The 18,803-nt window shown below is 42.5% G+C and carries 9 protein-coding genes, 3 tRNA genes, 3 rRNA genes and 1 pseudogene; 13 read left to right on the forward strand and 3 right to left on the reverse strand.

Translation table 11 applies throughout. The features are described from left to right. The first annotated feature begins 37 nt into the window (after positions 1-37). From DTOX_RS08885 to DTOX_RS08910, 6 genes are all read left to right on the forward strand, one after another. A tRNA-Asp gene (locus DTOX_RS08885) sits at positions 38-114 on the forward strand. A gap of 5 nt (positions 115-119) precedes the next feature. After that, positions 120-195, forward strand: a tRNA-Phe gene (locus tag DTOX_RS08890). Positions 196-198: 3 nt separating this feature from the next. Further along, positions 199-273: transfer RNA gene (locus DTOX_RS08895), tRNA-Gly, on the forward strand. 251 nt (positions 274-524) lie between these two features. Further along, a 16S ribosomal RNA gene (locus tag DTOX_RS08900) occupies positions 525-2,095 on the forward strand. Positions 2,096-2,225: 130 nt separating this feature from the next. After that, positions 2,226-2,340 (forward strand): 5S ribosomal RNA (gene rrf / locus DTOX_RS08905). A gap of 261 nt (positions 2,341-2,601) precedes the next feature. Beyond that, a 23S ribosomal RNA gene (locus DTOX_RS08910) occupies positions 2,602-5,538 on the forward strand. The 16S, 23S and 5S rRNA genes sit together here with 3 tRNA genes alongside, the layout of an rRNA operon. Positions 5,539-5,943: 405 nt before the next feature. Here the strand turns inward: DTOX_RS08910 and DTOX_RS08915 are convergent. Then, positions 5,944-7,293: an MDR family MFS transporter gene (locus DTOX_RS08915; RefSeq protein ID WP_422698396.1), complete on the reverse strand. Its 1,350-nt coding sequence runs from the start codon at positions 7,291-7,293 to the stop codon at positions 5,944-5,946. Between the two features lie 787 nt (positions 7,294-8,080). Between DTOX_RS08915 and istB the strand changes: the two genes are divergently transcribed. Both istB and ltrA read left to right on the forward strand, forming a co-directional pair. Beyond that, positions 8,081-8,821, forward strand: coding sequence for an IS21-like element helper ATPase IstB (gene istB, locus DTOX_RS08925; RefSeq protein WP_015757380.1), 741 nt, complete (start codon positions 8,081-8,083; stop codon positions 8,819-8,821). A gap of 1,264 nt (positions 8,822-10,085) precedes the next feature. Beyond that, complete coding sequence (gene ltrA, locus DTOX_RS08935; RefSeq protein WP_015757381.1) at positions 10,086-11,390, forward strand: group II intron reverse transcriptase/maturase; 1,305 nt, start codon at positions 10,086-10,088, stop codon at positions 11,388-11,390. Positions 11,391-12,303: 913 nt separating this feature from the next. On the opposite strand, the gene DTOX_RS24225 is transcribed toward ltrA, so the two are convergent. Together DTOX_RS24225 and DTOX_RS24230 are read right to left on the reverse strand one after the other, a co-directional pair. Then, positions 12,304-13,086, reverse strand: a complete 783-nt coding sequence (locus DTOX_RS24225; RefSeq protein ID WP_015757382.1) for an IS1634 family transposase — start codon at positions 13,084-13,086, stop codon at positions 12,304-12,306. Positions 13,087-13,211: 125 nt separating this feature from the next. Next, entirely contained in the window at positions 13,212-13,442 is a 231-nt protein-coding gene (locus tag DTOX_RS24230) for a hypothetical protein (RefSeq protein ID WP_015757383.1), read from the reverse strand. 778 nt (positions 13,443-14,220) lie between these two features. Between DTOX_RS24230 and DTOX_RS08955 the strand changes: the two genes are divergently transcribed. From DTOX_RS08955 to DTOX_RS24240, 5 genes and pseudogenes are all read left to right on the forward strand, one after another. Beyond that, positions 14,221-15,981 (forward strand): IS1634 family transposase, encoded by a 1,761-nt coding sequence (locus DTOX_RS08955; RefSeq protein WP_015756162.1) that lies wholly within the window; start codon positions 14,221-14,223, stop codon positions 15,979-15,981. 467 nt (positions 15,982-16,448) lie between these two features. Next, the gene (locus DTOX_RS08960) at positions 16,449-17,042 is read left to right on the forward strand and encodes a DUF4258 domain-containing protein (protein ID WP_015757384.1); all 594 of its coding nucleotides are present in this window, start codon (positions 16,449-16,451) and stop codon (positions 17,040-17,042) included. 88 nt (positions 17,043-17,130) lie between these two features. Then, positions 17,131-17,604: a hypothetical protein gene (locus tag DTOX_RS08965; protein WP_015757385.1), complete on the forward strand. Its 474-nt coding sequence runs from the start codon at positions 17,131-17,133 to the stop codon at positions 17,602-17,604. Positions 17,605-17,697: 93 nt separating this feature from the next. Next, the gene (locus DTOX_RS24235; protein WP_042315212.1) at positions 17,698-18,225 is read left to right on the forward strand and encodes an IS630 family transposase; all 528 of its coding nucleotides are present in this window, start codon (positions 17,698-17,700) and stop codon (positions 18,223-18,225) included. Positions 18,226-18,336: 111 nt separating this feature from the next. After that, positions 18,337-18,738 (forward strand): annotated as a pseudogene (locus DTOX_RS24240) (IS630 family transposase); the annotation flags it as partial. Positions 18,739-18,803 lie beyond the last annotated feature (65 nt).

The raw sequence follows: 18,803 nt of genomic DNA on the forward strand, positions 1-18,803 counted from the left end.
AAATGTCGCTACGGTGCGGCGTAAGAAAACATTAAACGGAGCTGTGGTGTAGTGGTCTAACATGCCGGCCTGTCACGCCGGAGATCGCGGGTTCGACTCCCGTCAGCTCCGCCACTCAAGCCGCGGTAGCTCAGTTGGTAGAGCAGAGGACTGAAAATCCTCGTGTCGGCGGTTCAATTCCGTCCCGCGGCACCATTTGCGGAAGTAGCTCAGTGGTAGAGCATCGCCTTGCCAAGGCGAGGGTCGCGAGTTCGAATCTCGTCTTCCGCTCCACAGATTCTAGGTTGACATAACTTTGATGATGTGCTATCATTATAACACTCTCTGTAAAGTGAAAAACATAAATTGGTTGTTGACAGGGAGAAGATAATTTGTTAAAATACAATTCGTCGCTGTAAGGCGGCAACAGGTCTTTGAAAACTAAACAGTGTAAGATGGATGAAATTAAACAAACCTCGTCAAAAGTTTTAACTTTTAACGAAATTTAAGCCAAATCTTAATGAGCAATCAAACTTTTCACATATTTAACGGAGAGTTTGATCCTGGCTCAGGACGAACGTTGGCGGCGTGCTTAACACATGCAAGTCGAACGGAGTTAAGAAAAGAGTTTACTTTTTGCTTAACTTAGTGGCGGACGGGTGAGTAACGCGTGGATAATCTGCCTGTAAGACAGGAATAACGCCGGGAAACCGGTGCTAATACCGGATAACCTCTTTTTATCGCATGGTGAAAAGAGAAAAGGTGGCCTCTTTACAATGCTGCCGCTTACAGATGAATCCGCGTCCCATTAGCCAGTTGGTGGGGTAACGGCCCACCAAAGCGACGATGGGTAGCCGGCCTGAGAGGGTGATCGGCCACACTGGAACTGAGACACGGTCCAGACTCCTACGGGAGGCAGCAGTGGGGAATCTTCCGCAATGGGCGAAAGCCTGACGGAGCAACGCCGCGTGAGCGAAGAAGGTCTTCGGATTGTAAAGCTCTGTGATATTGGACGAACAGATTTCTTGTAAACAGCAAGGAAAAATGACGGTACAATAAGAGGAAGCCACGGCTAACTACGTGCCAGCAGCCGCGGTAATACGTAGGTGGCAAACGTTGTCCGGAATTACTGGGCGTAAAGGGCGAGTAGGTGGTTTATTAAGTCAGAAGTGAAAACTCCGGGCTCAACCTGGAGACTGCTTCTGAAACTGGTAGACTTGAGTGCAGGAGAGGGAAGTGGAATTCCTAGTGTAGCGGTGAAATGCGTAGATATTAGGAGGAACACCAGTGGCGAAGGCGACTTCCTGGCCTGTAACTGACACTGAGGCGCGAAAGCGTGGGGATCAAACAGGATTAGATACCCTGGTAGTCCACGCCGTAAACGATGAGTGCTAGGTGTCGGGGGTATCGACCCCCTCGGTGCCACAGTTAACACAATAAGCACTCCGCCTGGGGAGTACGGTCGCAAGACTGAAACTCAAAGGAATTGACGGGGGCCCGCACAAGCGGTGGAGTATGTGGTTTAATTCGACGCAACGCGAAGAACCTTACCAAGGCTTGACATCCCGTGACCGCTGTGGAAACATGGTCTTGCAAGTTTACTTGCACACGGAGACAGGTGGTGCATGGTTGTCGTCAGCTCGTGTCGTGAGATGTTGGGTTAAGTCCCGCAACGAGCGCAACCCCTACAGCCAGTTGCCAGCACATAGAGGTGGGAACTCTGGCAGAACTGCCGTTGACAAAACGGAGGAAGGTGGGGATGACGTCAAATCATCATGCCCCTTATGTCTTGGGCTACACACGTACTACAATGGCCTGAACAGAGGGAAGCGAAACTGTGAAGTAGAGCCAACCCCTAAAAACAGGTCCCAGTTCGGATTGTAGGCTGCAACTCGCCTACATGAAGTCGGAATCGCTAGTAATCGCAGGTCAGCATACTGCGGTGAATACGTTCCCGGGCCTTGTACACACCGCCCGTCACACCACGAAAGTCGGCAACACCCGAAGCCGGTGACTTAACTCGCAAGAGAGAGAGCCGTCGAAGGTGGGGTCGGTGATTGGGGTGAAGTCGTAACAAGGTAGCCGTATCGGAAGGTGCGGCTGGATCACCTCCTTTCTAAGGATATTGGATGTTGGAAGTTAACGGTTAGCCACAGGGAGAGAAATCTCACACAGCTAACAAAATCTCCATATCTCAATATTGGTCGACATCCATCGACACAACTGTTTAGTTTTGAGAGACTTTTTCCGGTGGCAATAGCGAAGAGGTCATACCCGTTCCCATCCCGAACACGGAAGTCAAGCTCTTCAGCGCTGATGGTACTTGGGGTTACCCCCTGGGAGAGTAAGACGTTGCCGGAAACTAAATTTACCCCTAAGAGGGGTTTTTTCTAACACATGATCAATAGCCAGAAATTAGCTGTTGACTTGAGTTAAAACAAAGAGTAAAATAACATCTTGCCGGCACAAAGTGCCGGGGTTGTTGTCTCTGGGATAGCCTAACTACCCAAAGACCAGCAACCAAAAGTAGGTTAAACAATAAAAAAGTTCTTTGAAAACTACACAGCGTGAAGTAAAAGAAAGCTCTATTTAACAAAATAGAACTCTCAAGCGCAAAAAATAGGTCAAGCAAAAAAGAGCATACGGCGAATGCCTAGGTGCTGCAGGCCGAAGAAGGACGCGGCAAGCTGCGAAAAGCCACGGGAAGCCGCAAGCAGGCAACGATCCGTGGATATCCGAATGGGGCAACCCGGCGAGGCAAACCCTCGTCACCTGTAACCGAATACATAAGTTACAGGAGGGCACCAGGGGAACTGAAACATCTTAGTACCCTGAGGAAAAGAAAGCAACAGCGATTCCCCGAGTAGCGGCGAGCGAAAAGGGACCAGCCAAAACCTAAACTGCTTGCAGATTAGGGGTAGCGGGACACTCATCACAAACCATTGCTTTAGCCGAAGCGGCCTGGAAAGGCCCGTTATAAAAGGTAACAACCCTGTAGGCGAAAAGGCGAGAAGTTTAGAGTGGATCCCAAGTACCGCGGGACACGAGGAACCCCGTGGGAAACAGGGAGGACCACCTCCCAAGGCTAAATACCTGCAGCAACCGATAGTGATTAGTACCGTGAGGGAAAGGTGAAAAGCACCCCGGAAGGGGAGTGAAAAAGAACCTGAAACCGTATGCTTACAAGCCAGTCGAAGCACGTTAAAAGTGTGACGGCGTACTTTTTGTAGAACGGACCGGCGAGTTACATCTAACGGGCAAGGTTAAGTCAGAAAAGACGGAGCCGAAGCGAAAGCAAGTCTTAATAGGGCGGCAAGTCCGTTGGAGTAGACCCGAAACCGGGTGATCTACCCATGTTCAGAGTGAAGCTTTAGTAAAATAAAGTGGAGGCTCGAACCGACCTTCGTTGAAAAGGAGGCGGATGAAACGTGGGTAGGGGTGAAATGCCAATCGAACCCGGAGATAGCTGGTTCTCCTCGAAATAGCTTTAGGGCTAGCCTTGAGAAAAAAATCCGGAGGTAGAGCACTGACTGGGCTAGGGGCCTTCACCGGTTACCGAACTCAATCAAACTCCGAATGCCGGATTAAAGAATACTCAAGAGTCAGACTATGGGTGCTAAGGTTCATAGTCAAAAGGGAAACAGCCCAGACCGTCGGCTAAGGTCCCAAAGACATGCTAAGTGGAAAAGGATGTGGGGTTGCACAGACAACCAGGATGTTGGCTTAGAAGCAGCCACCATTCAAAGAGTGCGTAATAGCTCACTGGTCAAGTGGCCCTGCGCCGAAAATGTAACGGGGCTAAAGCATGTCACCGAAGCCACGGATGTCGCAAGACATGGTAGAGGAGCGTTCCATATGCGGCGAAGTCGTACCGTAAGGAGCGGTGGAGCGTATGGAAGTGAGAATGCCGGTATAAGTAAGCGAAAAGGCAGGTGAGAATCCTGCCCGCCGAAAACCTAAGGATTCCTGGGGAAGGCTCGTCCGCCCAGGGTAAGCCGGGACCTAAGCCGAGGCCGAAAGGCGTAGGCGATGGACAATAGGTTGAAAATCCTATGCCACCAAAAGTCGTTATCAGGATGGGGTGACACAGGAGGGTAGGCCAAGCGCGCGGATGGAAAAGCGCGTCCAAGCTCGTAGGGCGTCAGACAGGCAAATCCGTCTGACACAAAGCCTGAGAAGTGATGGGGAGGGAAAACAAGTACCGAAGTGGTTGAACCCATACTGTCAAGAAAAACCTCTAACGAGACTCATTGGTGCCCGTACCGCAAACCGACACAGGTAGGTAGGGTGAGAATCCTAAGGCGCGCGAGAGAACCCTCGTTAAGGAACTCGGCAAAATGACCCCGTAACTTCGGGAGAAGGGGTGCCTCATTAACGTGAAGATTTATACATTCGGAGCGTGAAGAGGCCGCAGAGAAAAGGCCCAAGCGACTGTTTACCAAAAACACAGGTTCCTGCTAAATCGCTAAGATGAAGTATAGGAGCTGACGCCTGCCCGGTGCCGGAAGGTTAAGAGGAGAGGTCAGAGGCAACTCGAAGCTTTGAATTGAAGCCCCGGTAAACGGCGGCCGTAACTATAACGGTCCTAAGGTAGCGAAATTCCTTGTCAGGTAAGTTCTGACCCGCACGAAAGGCGTAACGATTTGGGCACTGTCTCAACGAGGGGCTCGGTGAAATTGAACTGCCGGTAAAGATGCCGGCTAACTGCGATAGGACAGAAAGACCCCGTGGAGCTTTACTGCAGCTTGATATTGGATTTTGGTATTGCATGTACAGGATAGGTGGGAGGCGGAGAAGCCAGGGCGCCAGCCTTGGCGGAGCCAACGTTGGGATACCACCCTTGCAGTATTGAAGTTCTAACATACGGCCTTGAATCAGGCCGGTGGACATTGTCAGGCGGGCAGTTTGACTGGGGCGGTCGCCTCCCAAAAAGTAACGGAGGCGCCCAAAGGTTCCCTCAGCGCGGTTGGAAATCGCGCTCACAGAGTGCAAAGGCAAAAGGGAGCTTGACTGCGAGACATACAGGTCGAGCAGGGACGAAAGTCGGGCTTAGTGATCCGGCGGTATCGAGTGGAAGAGCCGTCGCTCAACGGATAAAAGCTACCCCGGGGATAACAGGCTTATCTCCCCCAAGAGTTCACATCGACGGGGAGGTTTGGCACCTCGATGTCGGCTCATCGCATCCTGGGGCTGTAGTAGGTCCCAAGGGTTGGGCTGTTCGCCCATTAAAGCGGTACGTGAGCTGGGTTCAGAACGTCGTGAGACAGTTCGGTCCCTATCCATCGCAGTCGCAGGAAACTTGCAAGGAGCTGTCCCTAGTACGAGAGGACCGGGATGGACGGATCACTGGTGTACCGGTTGTCGCGCCAGCGGCAATGCCGGGTAGTTATATCCGGAAGGGATAAGCGCTGAAAGCATCTAAGCGCGAAGCCCACCTTAAGATTAGGTTTCCCTTCGCAAGAATAAGACCCCTGGAAGACCACCAGGTAGATAGGCCGGGTGTGTAAGCATAGTAATGTGTTTAGCTGACCGGTACTAATAGGTCGAACGCTTGACCTTATATTCACGCTGTGCAGTTTTGATGGAACTAGATGAGAATTTATTAAAGCCCTTTAGAGATTTTTCTAGAGGGTTTTTGCTTGTGCGACAGGCAGCAGCATTATTTTTTGCTGGTTGTTGGTACATGTTATCAGTACAGCTTTTTTTGTAAATACAAGTAAGGTATTACAATGCTTCATGTAACCTACTTATCGACACTATAGGATTAAGCATGTTTCCGCATACAAGCCATGTGGAGTGTGTAATAAGGATAGAACGGTAAAATCCCAATGATTACGCGGGTTGCGGTGTTTTTTGAGCTTAAATTTTGGTAGTAAGGAATGGGTGGTCATCGCTGTGAAACGAAGAAAAAGCCGGGGTAGTTGTGTGCCTCGGCTTTTTACCGTAAAGTAGAATTAGTTTAAATTATAGCAGCTTTGAACCCGATAGTTTTTGTTTAGGTATCCATAAATTAATAAACAAGCCTAAGACTGATATTACACTCAGGGCAATAAAAATATTGTGTAAACCAAAAGTAAGTACTTCTTTGTTCAAGGTTGCTGAGCCAGTGCTAACTGTATGATAAAATAAAACCCCCAGCATTGCCACTCCAACTGTTTGACCTAGTGCTTGGGTAAACGTAAAAAGAGCCGTAGCAGAACCACGCAAATTCCATTCCACGGAAGATTGGATCACGATACCGGACGAAGTCAGAGCTAAACCAAACCCCAGTCCGATAATAAACATCCCAAAAATCAATTCAAAAATCGAAAAACCCATCGCCACCAGCAAGCTACAACCAGCCAGAATGGCACCGGCCCCTAATGAAGTGGTATTACGTACACTAAACTTCATTAATAGCTTTCCACAGTAGAAAGCCCCCAGTGTCCACCCCACAGACATGGGAATTAAGGCAATCCCAGAACCAGTTGCTTTATAGCTTAACACCCCTTGAACCCATATAGGCAAGTAAACATTCAAACCGATTAAGACCGTACACAAAAAGAAAGTAGCTAAGTTCGGAACCATTACCATCGGCAACTTAAATAAATTAAGCGGGAGTATAGGTTCAGGTGATTTCAACTCAATAAAATAAAATAGAGACAGAAAACCTACTGCATTAATCAATAAACTCAAAGTAATTGGCGAGATCCAAGCCTTATTCTGACCACCTAAAATAATCGCATATAATAGGGAAGTCATACCGATTGTAAAAGTGATGGCTCCCGGATAGTCAATATAGCGCTTTTTCTTAGTAAATTGCTCATGAAAAAAGAGTTTGATCAAGCTGATCGAAAGCAACCCGAAAGGTATATTAATCAGAAATATCCAATGCCAAGATAATAAATCAACAATAAAGCCTCCGACAAGCGGGCCCAGAATTCCTGAAATGAACCAAATTGCACTAATTAGTCCTTGGATCTTTGCCCGTTCCTCAATATTAAAAATATCACCGATAATCGTCAAGCTAACCGGAAATAAAGCCCCGGCCCCTATTCCTTGAATCGCCCGAAAAAAGATTAGATGGGCCATAGAATGAGCTAAACTACAAAGCGAAGATCCGATCAAGAATATAACAATTCCAATGGTAAATACCTTTTTCCGCCCAAAAAGATCCGCTAGCTTACCATAAATTGGTGTAGTTATCGCGGTGGCCAGCAGATAAATAGCAAAAACCCAACTCATTAAATGGATGTTCCCTAGATCCCTAACAATAGTTGGCATAGCTGTACTTACTATTGTTACTTCAATAGCAGCCAAAACTATCGCCATCAATAAACCAATTATTACCTTTCGTCTGTTAATTTGTATGACGACGCTGATCCCACATCACCTTACTTCCTCCTATTAGATGCAGTTTATTAGAACAACAGCACTAATCAATACAACCCTGTGGATATTATTATACAGGATATATAGTTAGTTTTCTACTCAAGAAGAAAAACAAATATCTGTTAAAAGACCTCCTTATTGTTTCTGTATGTTTTATTTAAAAGCCTTATTGAAGAATTTGAAATACCGATTCATGACCGCCATTGGTCTAAATCGAGTAGGGTAACGCTATAGTAATTAAAATGTGCGAACTATAAATATACAAGAAGCCGGGGGCTGGAGAACAAAATCCTCGGCTTTATTCATTTCTTGCATTTCTGTGCTATGGTTAAGCCTTCACCTCAATCCTACAGTCGCTCACTAATACCCCTCGCAAAGCTACGATGTTGCCCGTGGCAAGCGAAGATTCCCTGTCGGGGGGGTACACTGTATAGGTATGTCGAATTTACTTGGAGTCTTTAATCCGGGCCGCTGAGAGGTGTTCTAGCGACACAGCGTGAGTCGATGGATGAACTGGGCCGATTTAGGGGGTATTCCGTAAAACGTCTAGAAGCCGCCTGCGCAAAGACGCTATCCTATACCGTCCACCCAAGCCTAAAAAATGTACAGGCAATCCTTAAATCCGGACAGGACAAGCTGCTTGATAGCAAAGACGCATCGGAAACGCCCCAGAGACATCCCAGTATGGTTTTACACGTGGTGCTGATTACTATAAAAGGGGGAATAACTGATGTTAAACGATAACACTGTATCCAAGCTGCATGAGATGCGGCTCAGTGTCCTGGCACAAGCATTCCGTGAGCAGTTAAAAGACAGCTCCTTCCATAGATTATCGTTTGAAGAGCGGCTAGGTCTGCTTGTTGACGCGGAGTGGGCGGTACGTAAGAATAACCGGATGGACCGACTCATCAAAAAGGCCGATTACGCTATCAGCGGCGCGTGCGTCGAGGACATTGAGTATCACCCGGACCGAAAGCTTGACAAGGCACAGATAATCAGACTGGCTACCTGCAATTACATCCAGGAGTATCACAATGTGGTTATTCTCGGGGCGACAGGAAGTGGTAAAACCTACCTCTCCAATGCCTTCGGAATGGCGGTCAGCCGAAACTTCTACACCGTGAAATATGTGAGATTACCAGATCTGCTGAGCGAGTTGGCAATCGCCCGCGGCGAAGGAACCTACCGCAAGGTTATCAAGCAGTACAAGCAAGTGAAATTATTAATTTTAGATGAGTGGCTGCTATTCCCTCTCAAAGAGAGTGAAGCACGGGATCTGCTTGAAATCGTCGAGGCAAGGCATAAAAAAGGCTCTACCATCTTCTGTTCCCAATTCGATGTTGCCGGCTGGCATCTTAAAATCGGCGAACCGACGCTTGCAGACGCTATCTGCGACAGAATAGTCCACGACTCCTACAGAATTGTGATTGAAGGAGACTCCATGCATAAGAGAAAGGGTATTGTGGATTAAATCTGAGTTTTTAGGAATCGGTGTCGAGGCAACCGGCACCAGATTCCCCTAACCATAATCAAGATAATTCTGTCTCCAGTTGGACTCACTTTCGACGGAAGCTATGCCCAATATCAGCGGAAGGTGTGCACAACGTCAAACGGTTAACGTGCACTCACGCTCCGAAATATTCAGTAAACGATGAAGAACTTGAAAAACTTCATAAGGAACTCAAAGAAGGAATATATAACCCCTTGCCCGTACGCAGAGTGAATATTCCGAAACGGGATAAACCAAATGAAAAACGTCCATTGGGAATTCCCATGGTTTATTCATACTGCACTCCCCTCAAACACGTTTTGGAATTAAAGAATTTGTTTGGATTTGGATACCCACTCAGACAACAACTTTTCAGTCTCCTTGTCAACTAAAATATTCCATGGTCGACCAAGCGCAAATTTTGTACCTTTAAGCAGGCCTTTGTCTAACAGATAATATAACCACGTGCTTACTGACGCCGAAACGTTCAGCAACTTCCTTTACAGTAACCGGGAATTCGCACAGGAGAAACTTTGGCACATAGACAGGTATATTGTACAGAGGTTTACGGAATGGTTTAACTACAAAAGGCAACGCCAGCATAGACTGGGTAACATGAATGAAATACGCGAACTCATCTATCGTTGTGGCCTTGCCCGGATGCGGGTTGGCTGAATGCTGAAGGAAGAAGAATATCGGAAAGCCGTATGCGAGAAAACCGCACGTACGGTTGTATGTCCAGCAAAGGCTGGTGTATTCAGCAGGGGAGAAACCTGCCGAGGTAAAAGTCAGAAACCTTGTAGCTAGGATAGCAGGGTTAAAGGAAACTGAGATTCTGGAGTCTATCGACAATATTATCCAAGGGATGATAGCGAGTTGCCAGGCCGTAGCGAAAGCGAACGCATAGGTGGCCTCGAAAGTGCGTAGTCCCGAAGGCTGAGCCCGCAACCGTAGGGTGAAAGCAGCATGGACAGTTGAAAACTGACTGATACAACTGTTCCACTTCGGCGGGGTGGTAGCGACAGCATGGTAACAAGGATACACTGAGCAACTGGAGAAGCCCTCCTTGCCCTAAAAAGAAATTTTTAGAAAAAGGTAGATTCTATAACCAGAAACACTGGGAAATGAATTGAAGGCAAGAGGGTGGCGGATGGGTTCGTAGGAGCAATGAATCTGGGTAATACCGGGGAAGCAAAGGAACCCTACTGTTAGCAATTCTTCCAACAAGATGGGAGGTAAGGACGAGATGATAAAGGCGTCCATAAACATACAGGACCTGAGAAGGAAGATATACATCAAGGCGAAGGCCGATAAAACCTGGAGATTTTGGGGATTGTACGTTCACGTATGTAAGATAGAAACACTCCAAGAAGCTTACAAAATGGCCAAAAATAAAAATGGAGCACCCGGAATTGATGGTATAACCTTTGACAATATTGAGGCAAGCGGGATAGAAATATTTCTGCAACAAATACAAAAGGAACTTATCTCTGGTACGTATTGGCCGACCCAGAACCGTAGAAAAGAAATTCCTAAGGGTGATGGTAAATATAGGATATTGGGTATACCAACAATTCGCGATCGGGTAGTTCAGGGAGCACTCAAGCTTATACTTGAGCCAATATTCGAGGCTGATTTCCAAGAAGGGTCATATGGATACCGACCTAAGCGGAATCCCCACCAAGCAATTGACAGAGTAGCAAAAGCAGTTGTGGAAAATAAAACACGTGTTATCGATCTTGATTTAAGGTCTTATTTTGATACAGTTCGCCATGACTTATTACTCAAGAAGGTAGCAAAAAGAGTCAACGACGAAAACGTGATGCGGCTGCTGAAGCTTATACTCAAAGCTAGTGGCAAACGGGGCGTTCCTCAAGGGGGTGTTATTTCTCCGCTCTTAGCAAATTTATATCTCAATGAGGTAGATAAAATGCTTGAAAAGGCAAAAGAAGTAACACGGCATGAACAATACACACACATTGAATATGCTCGGTTTGCCGATGATATTGTGATTCTAATTGATGCTTACCCTAAATGGAATTGGTTGGAAAAGGCTGTCTATCAGCGCTTACTTGAAGAGTTAACAAAACTTGACGTGCAACTTAATGAAGAGAAAACCCGGATAGTAAACCTAGCCAACGGAGAAAGTTTTGGCTTCTTAGGCTTTGACTTTCGAAGGAGCCGAACTCGCAAAGGTAAATGGGGAGTACTATTTACACCAAAAATGAAAGCACGCACCAAAATATTGACCGAACTAAAAGAAACATTTCGTCGTTTTCAATCACAACCAGTGAGCAGAGTTATTGAACTCATTAACCCTGTTCTACGTGGATGGGTGAATTACTATCGAGTTGGGAACTCCGGTCGCTGCTTTGGCTATGTAAAGGACTGGATTGAGAAGAAAGTACGGCGACATCTAATGCGAGCCCGTAATCTCAAAGGCTTTGGCTGGGACAGGTGGAGTAGGAATTGGCTGTATCAGAACTTAGGTTTATACTCGGATTATAAGATACGGCACTACAAAAATCCGAAAGCGCTGCCAGCACAATAGGTCACATAACCCTTGATGTGAAGTTAGCAGGAAAGCGCAGTGCGGGAAATCTGCACGCTGCGTTTGACGAGGCGGGGGTTGGAAACGGGGCAGATGACCCGCTTGAGGGGGACACTCGCCCGAAAGGAGAGAACCGGATTGGCCTCACAAGGTCTAGAACTGCTACCGCGCCTGTCCTCGACCCTACTGATGAGGGGGCGGTGGTAACCCCACTGCTCTACTTTGTAAAGGTAAAAACCTAGTATTTGCGCGCCTTGCGTGGTTTTTTTGGCTTGGCTGCAGGTAGTAATGAATGCGGATAAACAGCGTAATAAAAAGGAAAAGCCGGGGGAGATGTCTTCCTTGGCTTTTAATATATGTATTAGAGATATCTATATTTATGACAAAAAATAGATGTATGACCCAATTATTCTATTTTGTCGACAATATCTCCTATTGCATAATAAAACAAATTATGATAAATTTTTATTTGGGCGTATGCCCAAATATTTATAACTTTAAATAAATATTAAATAGTATAACTAACGGCTTATGAAGATAAATAAATAGTGGTAAATTAATATAATGCTTTGTTTACTAATGATGTGCTATATACACTCGCAGCTAGAAAGGTTTTAAGTGTTACTGTCCAGGAAAGTTCCGTAAAATTATTTCTTGCATAAGGGATGTAAGCCATATTATTTAAAAAATGTTCTTTAATGATTCATCCTATCCGATACATTAACGTAATGTATTTTGTGACCACTCTTTTAACTTTAATGTTGGTTAATTAGGGTTATTGAAGCAAAATCACATAATTTATATCCAGATTTCGCACTAAGAGATTACCTAATTAGAAACTATTGCCAAACGTTATTTTTTAAGATTATCATTAAACCATTTCTCTATTTGATAAGAAAAATTTATTTATGAATTAATGATCTCTATTAAACTCAAGTGGATGTGGTAAGTTAAACAACTTAACCAATACATCAATTGTATTAGGAATATTCGTCCCAACCCAATGACGCACGCCAATGGGTTGCAACCTTTGCTCTGAAATAGTTAGATCGTCGAGTTCTTTTTGTAATTTTTGGGGAGACATCTTTTTTCCGTTTTTAGCTAACAACCATGCAGCTAAATTTAGTACAAGCATAGCCAATACTTTTAAAAAACAATAGGCATCTACTCTTTTCGGGCTGCGAAGAAAAATCTGTTGTAAATCAAGGGATCCCTTCAAAGATCTAAAACTGATTTCGATGTCGTTTTTACTGCGATAGCGGGTAAGCAGTTCGTTAGCATCAACTTTCTCTTTGTCGTGGTTGGTTAAAAGCACAAAAATACCGTCAGTTTTCTCAAGCTCTGGAATTACCGCCTCATCTTTTGACCAGGACATAACAAGCGCATTGTGCTGATTTAGCTCTACTGTTACATTAAACAGTCTACGCATTTCAGGTTGGCCTTTAAAAATATTATCTACTGCTTTATCACAGGCTTCCTTGGTAATTAAGTTGCGTTTGTTGAGCTTGCCATTAAGTTCTAATAAAGCATCTTCTGTGTTGGTTATGCGTTTTTGACGACGTTCCTCTTCCTTGGGTTTTTTGTTCAAATCACAATAAATAACATAAATAATGGCCCTTACAGTATGTTTTGCAAGTTTTTGTTCACCTTTTTTGCGTCGCTTTTTGTTCTCTTTATTTTTGGGTGGAGGATCCATTTCTACTTTAAACGTGTATTCTGTTTCATAAGCCTCATAGTGTTTGGGTAATCAGCATCAAGCGCTCTGCCCATTTTGTCATCATTGAATTTTTGGGACGGTATGCCGAGTATTGTTTCGACCTGTCAATTCTCACAAGCTTCTTCAAATTTATATAAACGGGTAAGGTTTTTATTTCTGCGCACCATGTCACCAATCATTATTTCGCATACAAAACCAGTGCTTACCCGACAATTAGTACCGTTAGCTCTGTCTTCACGTAGATGTTCATAAGTAATATATTCTTCGCCAATAAAATCGTCAATTATTTTGCCGATGCCAAGACTTCTGGCTAAAAAACACCGATAGTACTGCACCTGAAGGATTTGACTTCGGAACCTCAACTTTTAATTCTGGCATTATCTTCATCAACGCTTCAGGTGGCAATTTGGCAAGTTGTTCTAAAATAAGTTGTAGGTCCATGACGATCCATTACTAATAGTTTTTTGCTATTAGTAATGGATCGACACCAAAAACCAACTGCTCTCCATTTTGTGGATCATATATTTTTGTGGTTGTAATTAATATTACTTATTCACCATTATCTTACAGTATTGATTTTTTATAATGCGGAAGTTAGGTTTATATTAAGTGAAGGAGGTGATATTATGATTCAATATCAAAAAATGCCACGTTACCCGCCTAAATTAATAGTGGCTCGGTAGGTAAACCGGGAATGATTTGCAACCATGTGCCCCACATTAACCTAACCTGAACCACTATTAATATTATTATATTATATGTATTTAAGAAGTACAATATTCTATTCGGTACAAGGGTACTTTCAATGAAATGACAAAAGCCTAGTTGTGTATTATCATGAAATTTTTATGCTTTGTATGCTTAATTTGAGTAAAGCTGTGCCCAATGCACTTTGCAGCTAGAATGATAATAAGATGTTCCTGCATATAACGATGTTTCTGTATAACCCGGACTTTGGCGCAAATATTTTCCAACCCCAGCTATATCAAGGCTTACACGGCACTAATAATAAAAATGTAGTAGCGAATATTTTTATGAATACACCAATAAAACCTTGATATATACTGGATTTCTGATAGAATTATAGTAGTCGCGAACAAATTGGAGGCTACGATGTTTCTCAAGAAATCCGTTAAGACAGTCAAAGGGAAAAAATACTCCCATTATAGTATAGTCGAATCATTTAGAGACAACGGTAAAGTTAAACACCGCTTAATTTTTGCAATTGGCCCTCTTGATGATGAAGCAGCCGATCGGTTACGCTTAACGCTTAATGCCCACTCTAACCAAGATCTTGTTGTGGCCAAATCTGATGATATTGTTGTCACAAAGCATGGAGCATATTTAGATGTAGCTGTTCTGGTTCATATCTGGCAACAATGGCAGTTTCACGAGTTCTTTCAGGATGACCGCTGGGTTACAGGTATGGTAATTAACCGTTGTATTGACCCGGTTGCGAAATGCAATGTGCAGGAGTGGATGACCAAAACAGTACTGCCTGCCTATATAGATACAGATCCATTGTCAATGAATGCATTTGATATCTTTCGAGAACTAGACCGACTATGCCAGCGAGAAACCGAGCTACAGTCATATATGTTTCGTAAAATTCAAGAAAAGCGACCAAATAGCCTGGATGTGTTTTTTTATGATATTACCTCTACATATGTAACAGGAAGTCGCTGCGTACTTACTAAGTTTGGCTACTCGCGGGATCACCGTCCCGATTGCGAACAAATTGTTATTGCTTTGATGATTACCCCGGATGGTTACCCTTTTTATTGGAAGTTGCTGGAGGGTAATACTCAGGATGTTTCCACAGTTTGCGACTTAATCCAAAACGTCAAGACTTGTTTTCCCATACAACACTGCACCATGGTTTTTGACCGAGGTATGGTATCTGCTGATAACCTTAAAACATTAGAGAAAACAAATTGGGATTATGTTTCGGCAATGGACAGGGACGAGATTAACGTATTATCATTTTTCGAAACAGCATTGCCAACCCCTCCTATGCCGGAGGACTGGGAACAAGTCTTGGCGATGCAGGAATTTCAACCAATAGATGATGACATATTGTATTACCGAGAATTTGAAGATGATAATCGGCGATACATTATAACTTTTGACGTGGCACGTTTTCTTGATGAGCACCAAATACAAAGAAATAAGGTAGAACAAATTAATAGGTGGCTAATCAAAAAAAATGGGGATTTGAAACAAGCCAAAAAATCAAGAAATCGTGACACTCTTGAGCGAGAAATCAGCAAAATCTCGAAACGGTTTCATGTTCATAAATATTTGTCCGTTCAGATTACGCCCTGTTCTCGTACCGTTACAACTAAAACTGGTAAATCTCGTACTGTTGAATCATTTCAGCTTTCAGATACTATTGACAACACTGCTTTGCAGAAAGAACAACGTTTGTATGGAATCACATGTTTTATCTCCAATATTACCCAAGAGCGTATATCTGCTCAGGAAATAGTACAGTGGTATCGACGGAAAAATAAAATTGAAGAAGCCTTTAGGGAGATAAAATCACATCTTGAATTACGTCCAATTTATTTAACCAGGGAGAAAAGAGTAAGGGCCCATGTTGCTGTTTGCATGCTAGCCTATTTTCTGAGAAATGATATTGAGCTCCAACTTAAGGAGCACGGAATTTCCAATTCAACTGAGACGGTTTTAGCCTTATTAGCTGAGTGCAAGGCTAATCGCTGGGTCTTTGATAAATCGGAGGCAAAGACACACTTAAATATCACAAAGGTCTCCGAAAAGCAACAACAAATATTAAAAGCGCTTGGATGTGAATCAATTGTGGACGTAAAGCATGTTAAAAACATTTTACAAAAGGCCGAAAATTGGCTGTAGTAGCGAACGCATTTTTTTAAGAGTACCTTAGCCCTTGCTACGACTGCATTTGGAAAAATCTTACGCCAAACTAAGGTATAACGGAACAAAGAATTCCCGCTTGATACACCCTAAAATTTACTATAAACAATATTAGGGTTGGGGCCTAAGCAGTGTTGGAAAGATATTTTGGTGTAGACATACTAACTAAGTGATTTTTGTGGGTGAAATAAAAAAAAATGCCCCCTGAAAGTTAGATGTATTAAGGGACAGAAGTTCTCGAAAGAACATTGGTTTTTATCAATCAATTATTTTGAGATCCTCGTAAAAAAAGAAATAGTGGATTTGGTAGACAACCAAATACAGAGTTAGAGTTGACAACCACGTGCCCTTAATATGCCGTTCAGTAACCACTATTACAATTCTATTTAACCATTTTTTTAGTTAATTTTCAATTACCAAAGATACATTTCTAGGGAGGTTTTATGATGAGAAAAGTTAAGCAAAAAATAAGTTTTTTACTGGTAATTGTTTTGTTAGTCAACTTGTTGTTACCATGCGCGAGTGCACTAGCTGCTGAATCATCAAACGATTTTGTAGTTCCTGGTGGCAACGAACAGAATCTTATATCTCCGGACACGTCTAATTGGGGTAATCAAACCAGTATACCGCAATCAAATGCAAATCCAAGTATTAAAAATAGTAATATGGAAGAAGCAATTGTGAATCAGATAATAGAAGATCGTGAAGGTCAAATATTACCTCTCTTGGCTTCCATTACTATTAGATTAGCTAGACAATATATTGTAAGAACATTGACAATTGCAAGAGTTATTATAACTAGTCATGCAAGTACTAGAATAGTACAAAATAGTATTTCTTCACTTCAATTGCAAAAAGTGATGGATAATGGGGCAAAATATGTAGATAAATATTCAGAAGCTAGAGCCATTTATAACAACCAACAAAATATAATTTGCATATTTACACAAGTAAGTGGTAAATGGGTTATGACAACTGTATACAAACCAGGGTTTGGCGAGATATCAAAGAAATTTATCCGATCAAATTGGAGTTTTTGATTTTTATAGTAAATTCCTATATTTAGTAAAATTGCACAGCGTACCTGTTTACCTGGGTACGCTGATTCTTGAAACTGCTGAGGTGATAATGTTGGTTATATTAAAAGATAAGGGGCGTTCAACTAGCTGTTGTGAACTTAGAATAGACATTGATAGTATCAAAGTAATTGGTGAAAATACTGAATTTGTTGACCTGACAATTTCATTTTATAATGGAAATTGTTTTTCCGATATAAAAGCCAGTATAGATTTAAATATTGATGACTTGACAACAGTATTGAAAAAATTAACTATGCTAGCAACGGATTCTGTTCAATATATTGATCCTTATGATCCAGGCTTTTTTATATATTCAATTCCCGAGACAGATCCAATAAATGATGAGTTAGTTTTTAGAATATTTGTATCAATTGACGCAGGGTTAATTAATGGTACTGGAGCAACATTTAGTGGGCCATCCCTGGCATTAACAGTTAAGCAATTGGATATTAATGTATTTGTAAATGAAATAAGAAAACAACTAATTGAATTTCCAAGAACACTATATAGAGCAGATATTTAATCTATTACTATATAGAAACGATTAATAAAGTAATGGTAATTTTTACTCCTATCCTGTAAAATAGAATCAAGTGTGGGGAGGGGTATTATTACCATGAGGAAATTGCATTTAAACAATCCACAAAATTTAACCATTGAGGATTTGAATAAGATAAAAAGAGAAACACCATATAAACTAAGATGCAGAGTTCAAGCTGTTATTCTTGTCATGAAAGGGAGACAAGCAAAGCAGATTGCTGAATATCTTGATATAAGTGAACAAACCATAAGGAAATACGTTGCTTACTTTAATGAAGGTGGAGTTGAAAAACTGCTTCATGTATCAAAAAAACCGGGAAGACCGCCAAGGCTAACCAATGAACAAAAAGAAGAGGTCAAAGAGGTACTGAAACAATCACCATCAGAGGTTGGTTTTAGTACCCATACTACTTGGAATTGTAAGACCCTCGCTGCTTACATTCATGATACATACGGCGTTAAATATACATCAGATGGTGTTTGGCGCATGCTTCTTAAGATGGATTTTCGTTATAATCGTCCCACTTATGTATTAGCCAAAGCTGATCCGGAAAAACAAAAAGCTTTTCAAGATGAGCTGGAAGAGTTAAAAAAATCTCACTGAATGTGAAATACTCCTATATGTGGATGCATCTCACATTAGGGACTATCAAGGTTTACAACGAGCATGGTTCCCAAAAGGTGAGCAAAAAAAGATTAAGACCATGCAAAAGTTACATTATACGGTGCTTTAAACTACTATACGGGTAAAGTTTTTTGTGTAAATTATGACAAAATCGATGCAGAAAAATTCAAAGACTTTCTTAAAAAATTGGTATCACATTTTTTAAAAGATGACATTTCTAAAATTTACATTGTTCTTGATAATGCAAGAGTTCATCATGCAAAACTACTTAAAGACTTTTTAGACGAGCATAAGGATCATCTGTTTTTTAAATTTCTTCCACCTTACTCACCCAATCTGAATTGCATAGAAGAGTTATGGAAATGGTTAAAAAATACAGCTATTTATAATCGCTTTCATAAAAATGCTTCAGAAATTCAAAAATCTGTTGACTCGTTTTTAGAGGAAATCAAATGCTGTTCGGAAGATGTGAAAAAGAGACTTTGCGTTTAATTTATAACGATATTTATTATTTCGGTTCTATATAGATAAAGCAGCTAAAGTTTTAGAAATATTTT

It is taken from the genome of Desulfofarcimen acetoxidans DSM 771 (genome assembly GCF_000024205.1).
Classification (GTDB): Bacteria; Bacillota; Desulfotomaculia; order Desulfotomaculales; family Desulfofarciminaceae; genus Desulfofarcimen; species Desulfofarcimen acetoxidans.

Coding starts and splice junctions, on each gene's coding strand:
- DTOX_RS24225 (WP_015757382.1), bottom strand. CDS start 13,086: ATGGATCCTCCACCCAAAAATAAAGAGAACAAAAAGCGACGCAAAAAA.
- DTOX_RS08960 (WP_015757384.1), top strand. CDS start 16,449: ATGAGAAAAGTTAAGCAAAAAATAAGTTTTTTACTGGTAATTGTTTTG.
- istB (WP_015757380.1), top strand. CDS start 8,081: ATGTTAAACGATAACACTGTATCCAAGCTGCATGAGATGCGGCTCAGT.
- DTOX_RS08965 (WP_015757385.1), top strand. CDS start 17,131: ATGTTGGTTATATTAAAAGATAAGGGGCGTTCAACTAGCTGTTGTGAA.
- DTOX_RS08955 (WP_015756162.1), top strand. CDS start 14,221: ATGTTTCTCAAGAAATCCGTTAAGACAGTCAAAGGGAAAAAATACTCC.
- DTOX_RS24235 (WP_042315212.1), top strand. CDS start 17,698: ATGAGGAAATTGCATTTAAACAATCCACAAAATTTAACCATTGAGGAT.
- ltrA (WP_015757381.1), top strand. CDS start 10,086: ATGATAAAGGCGTCCATAAACATACAGGACCTGAGAAGGAAGATATAC.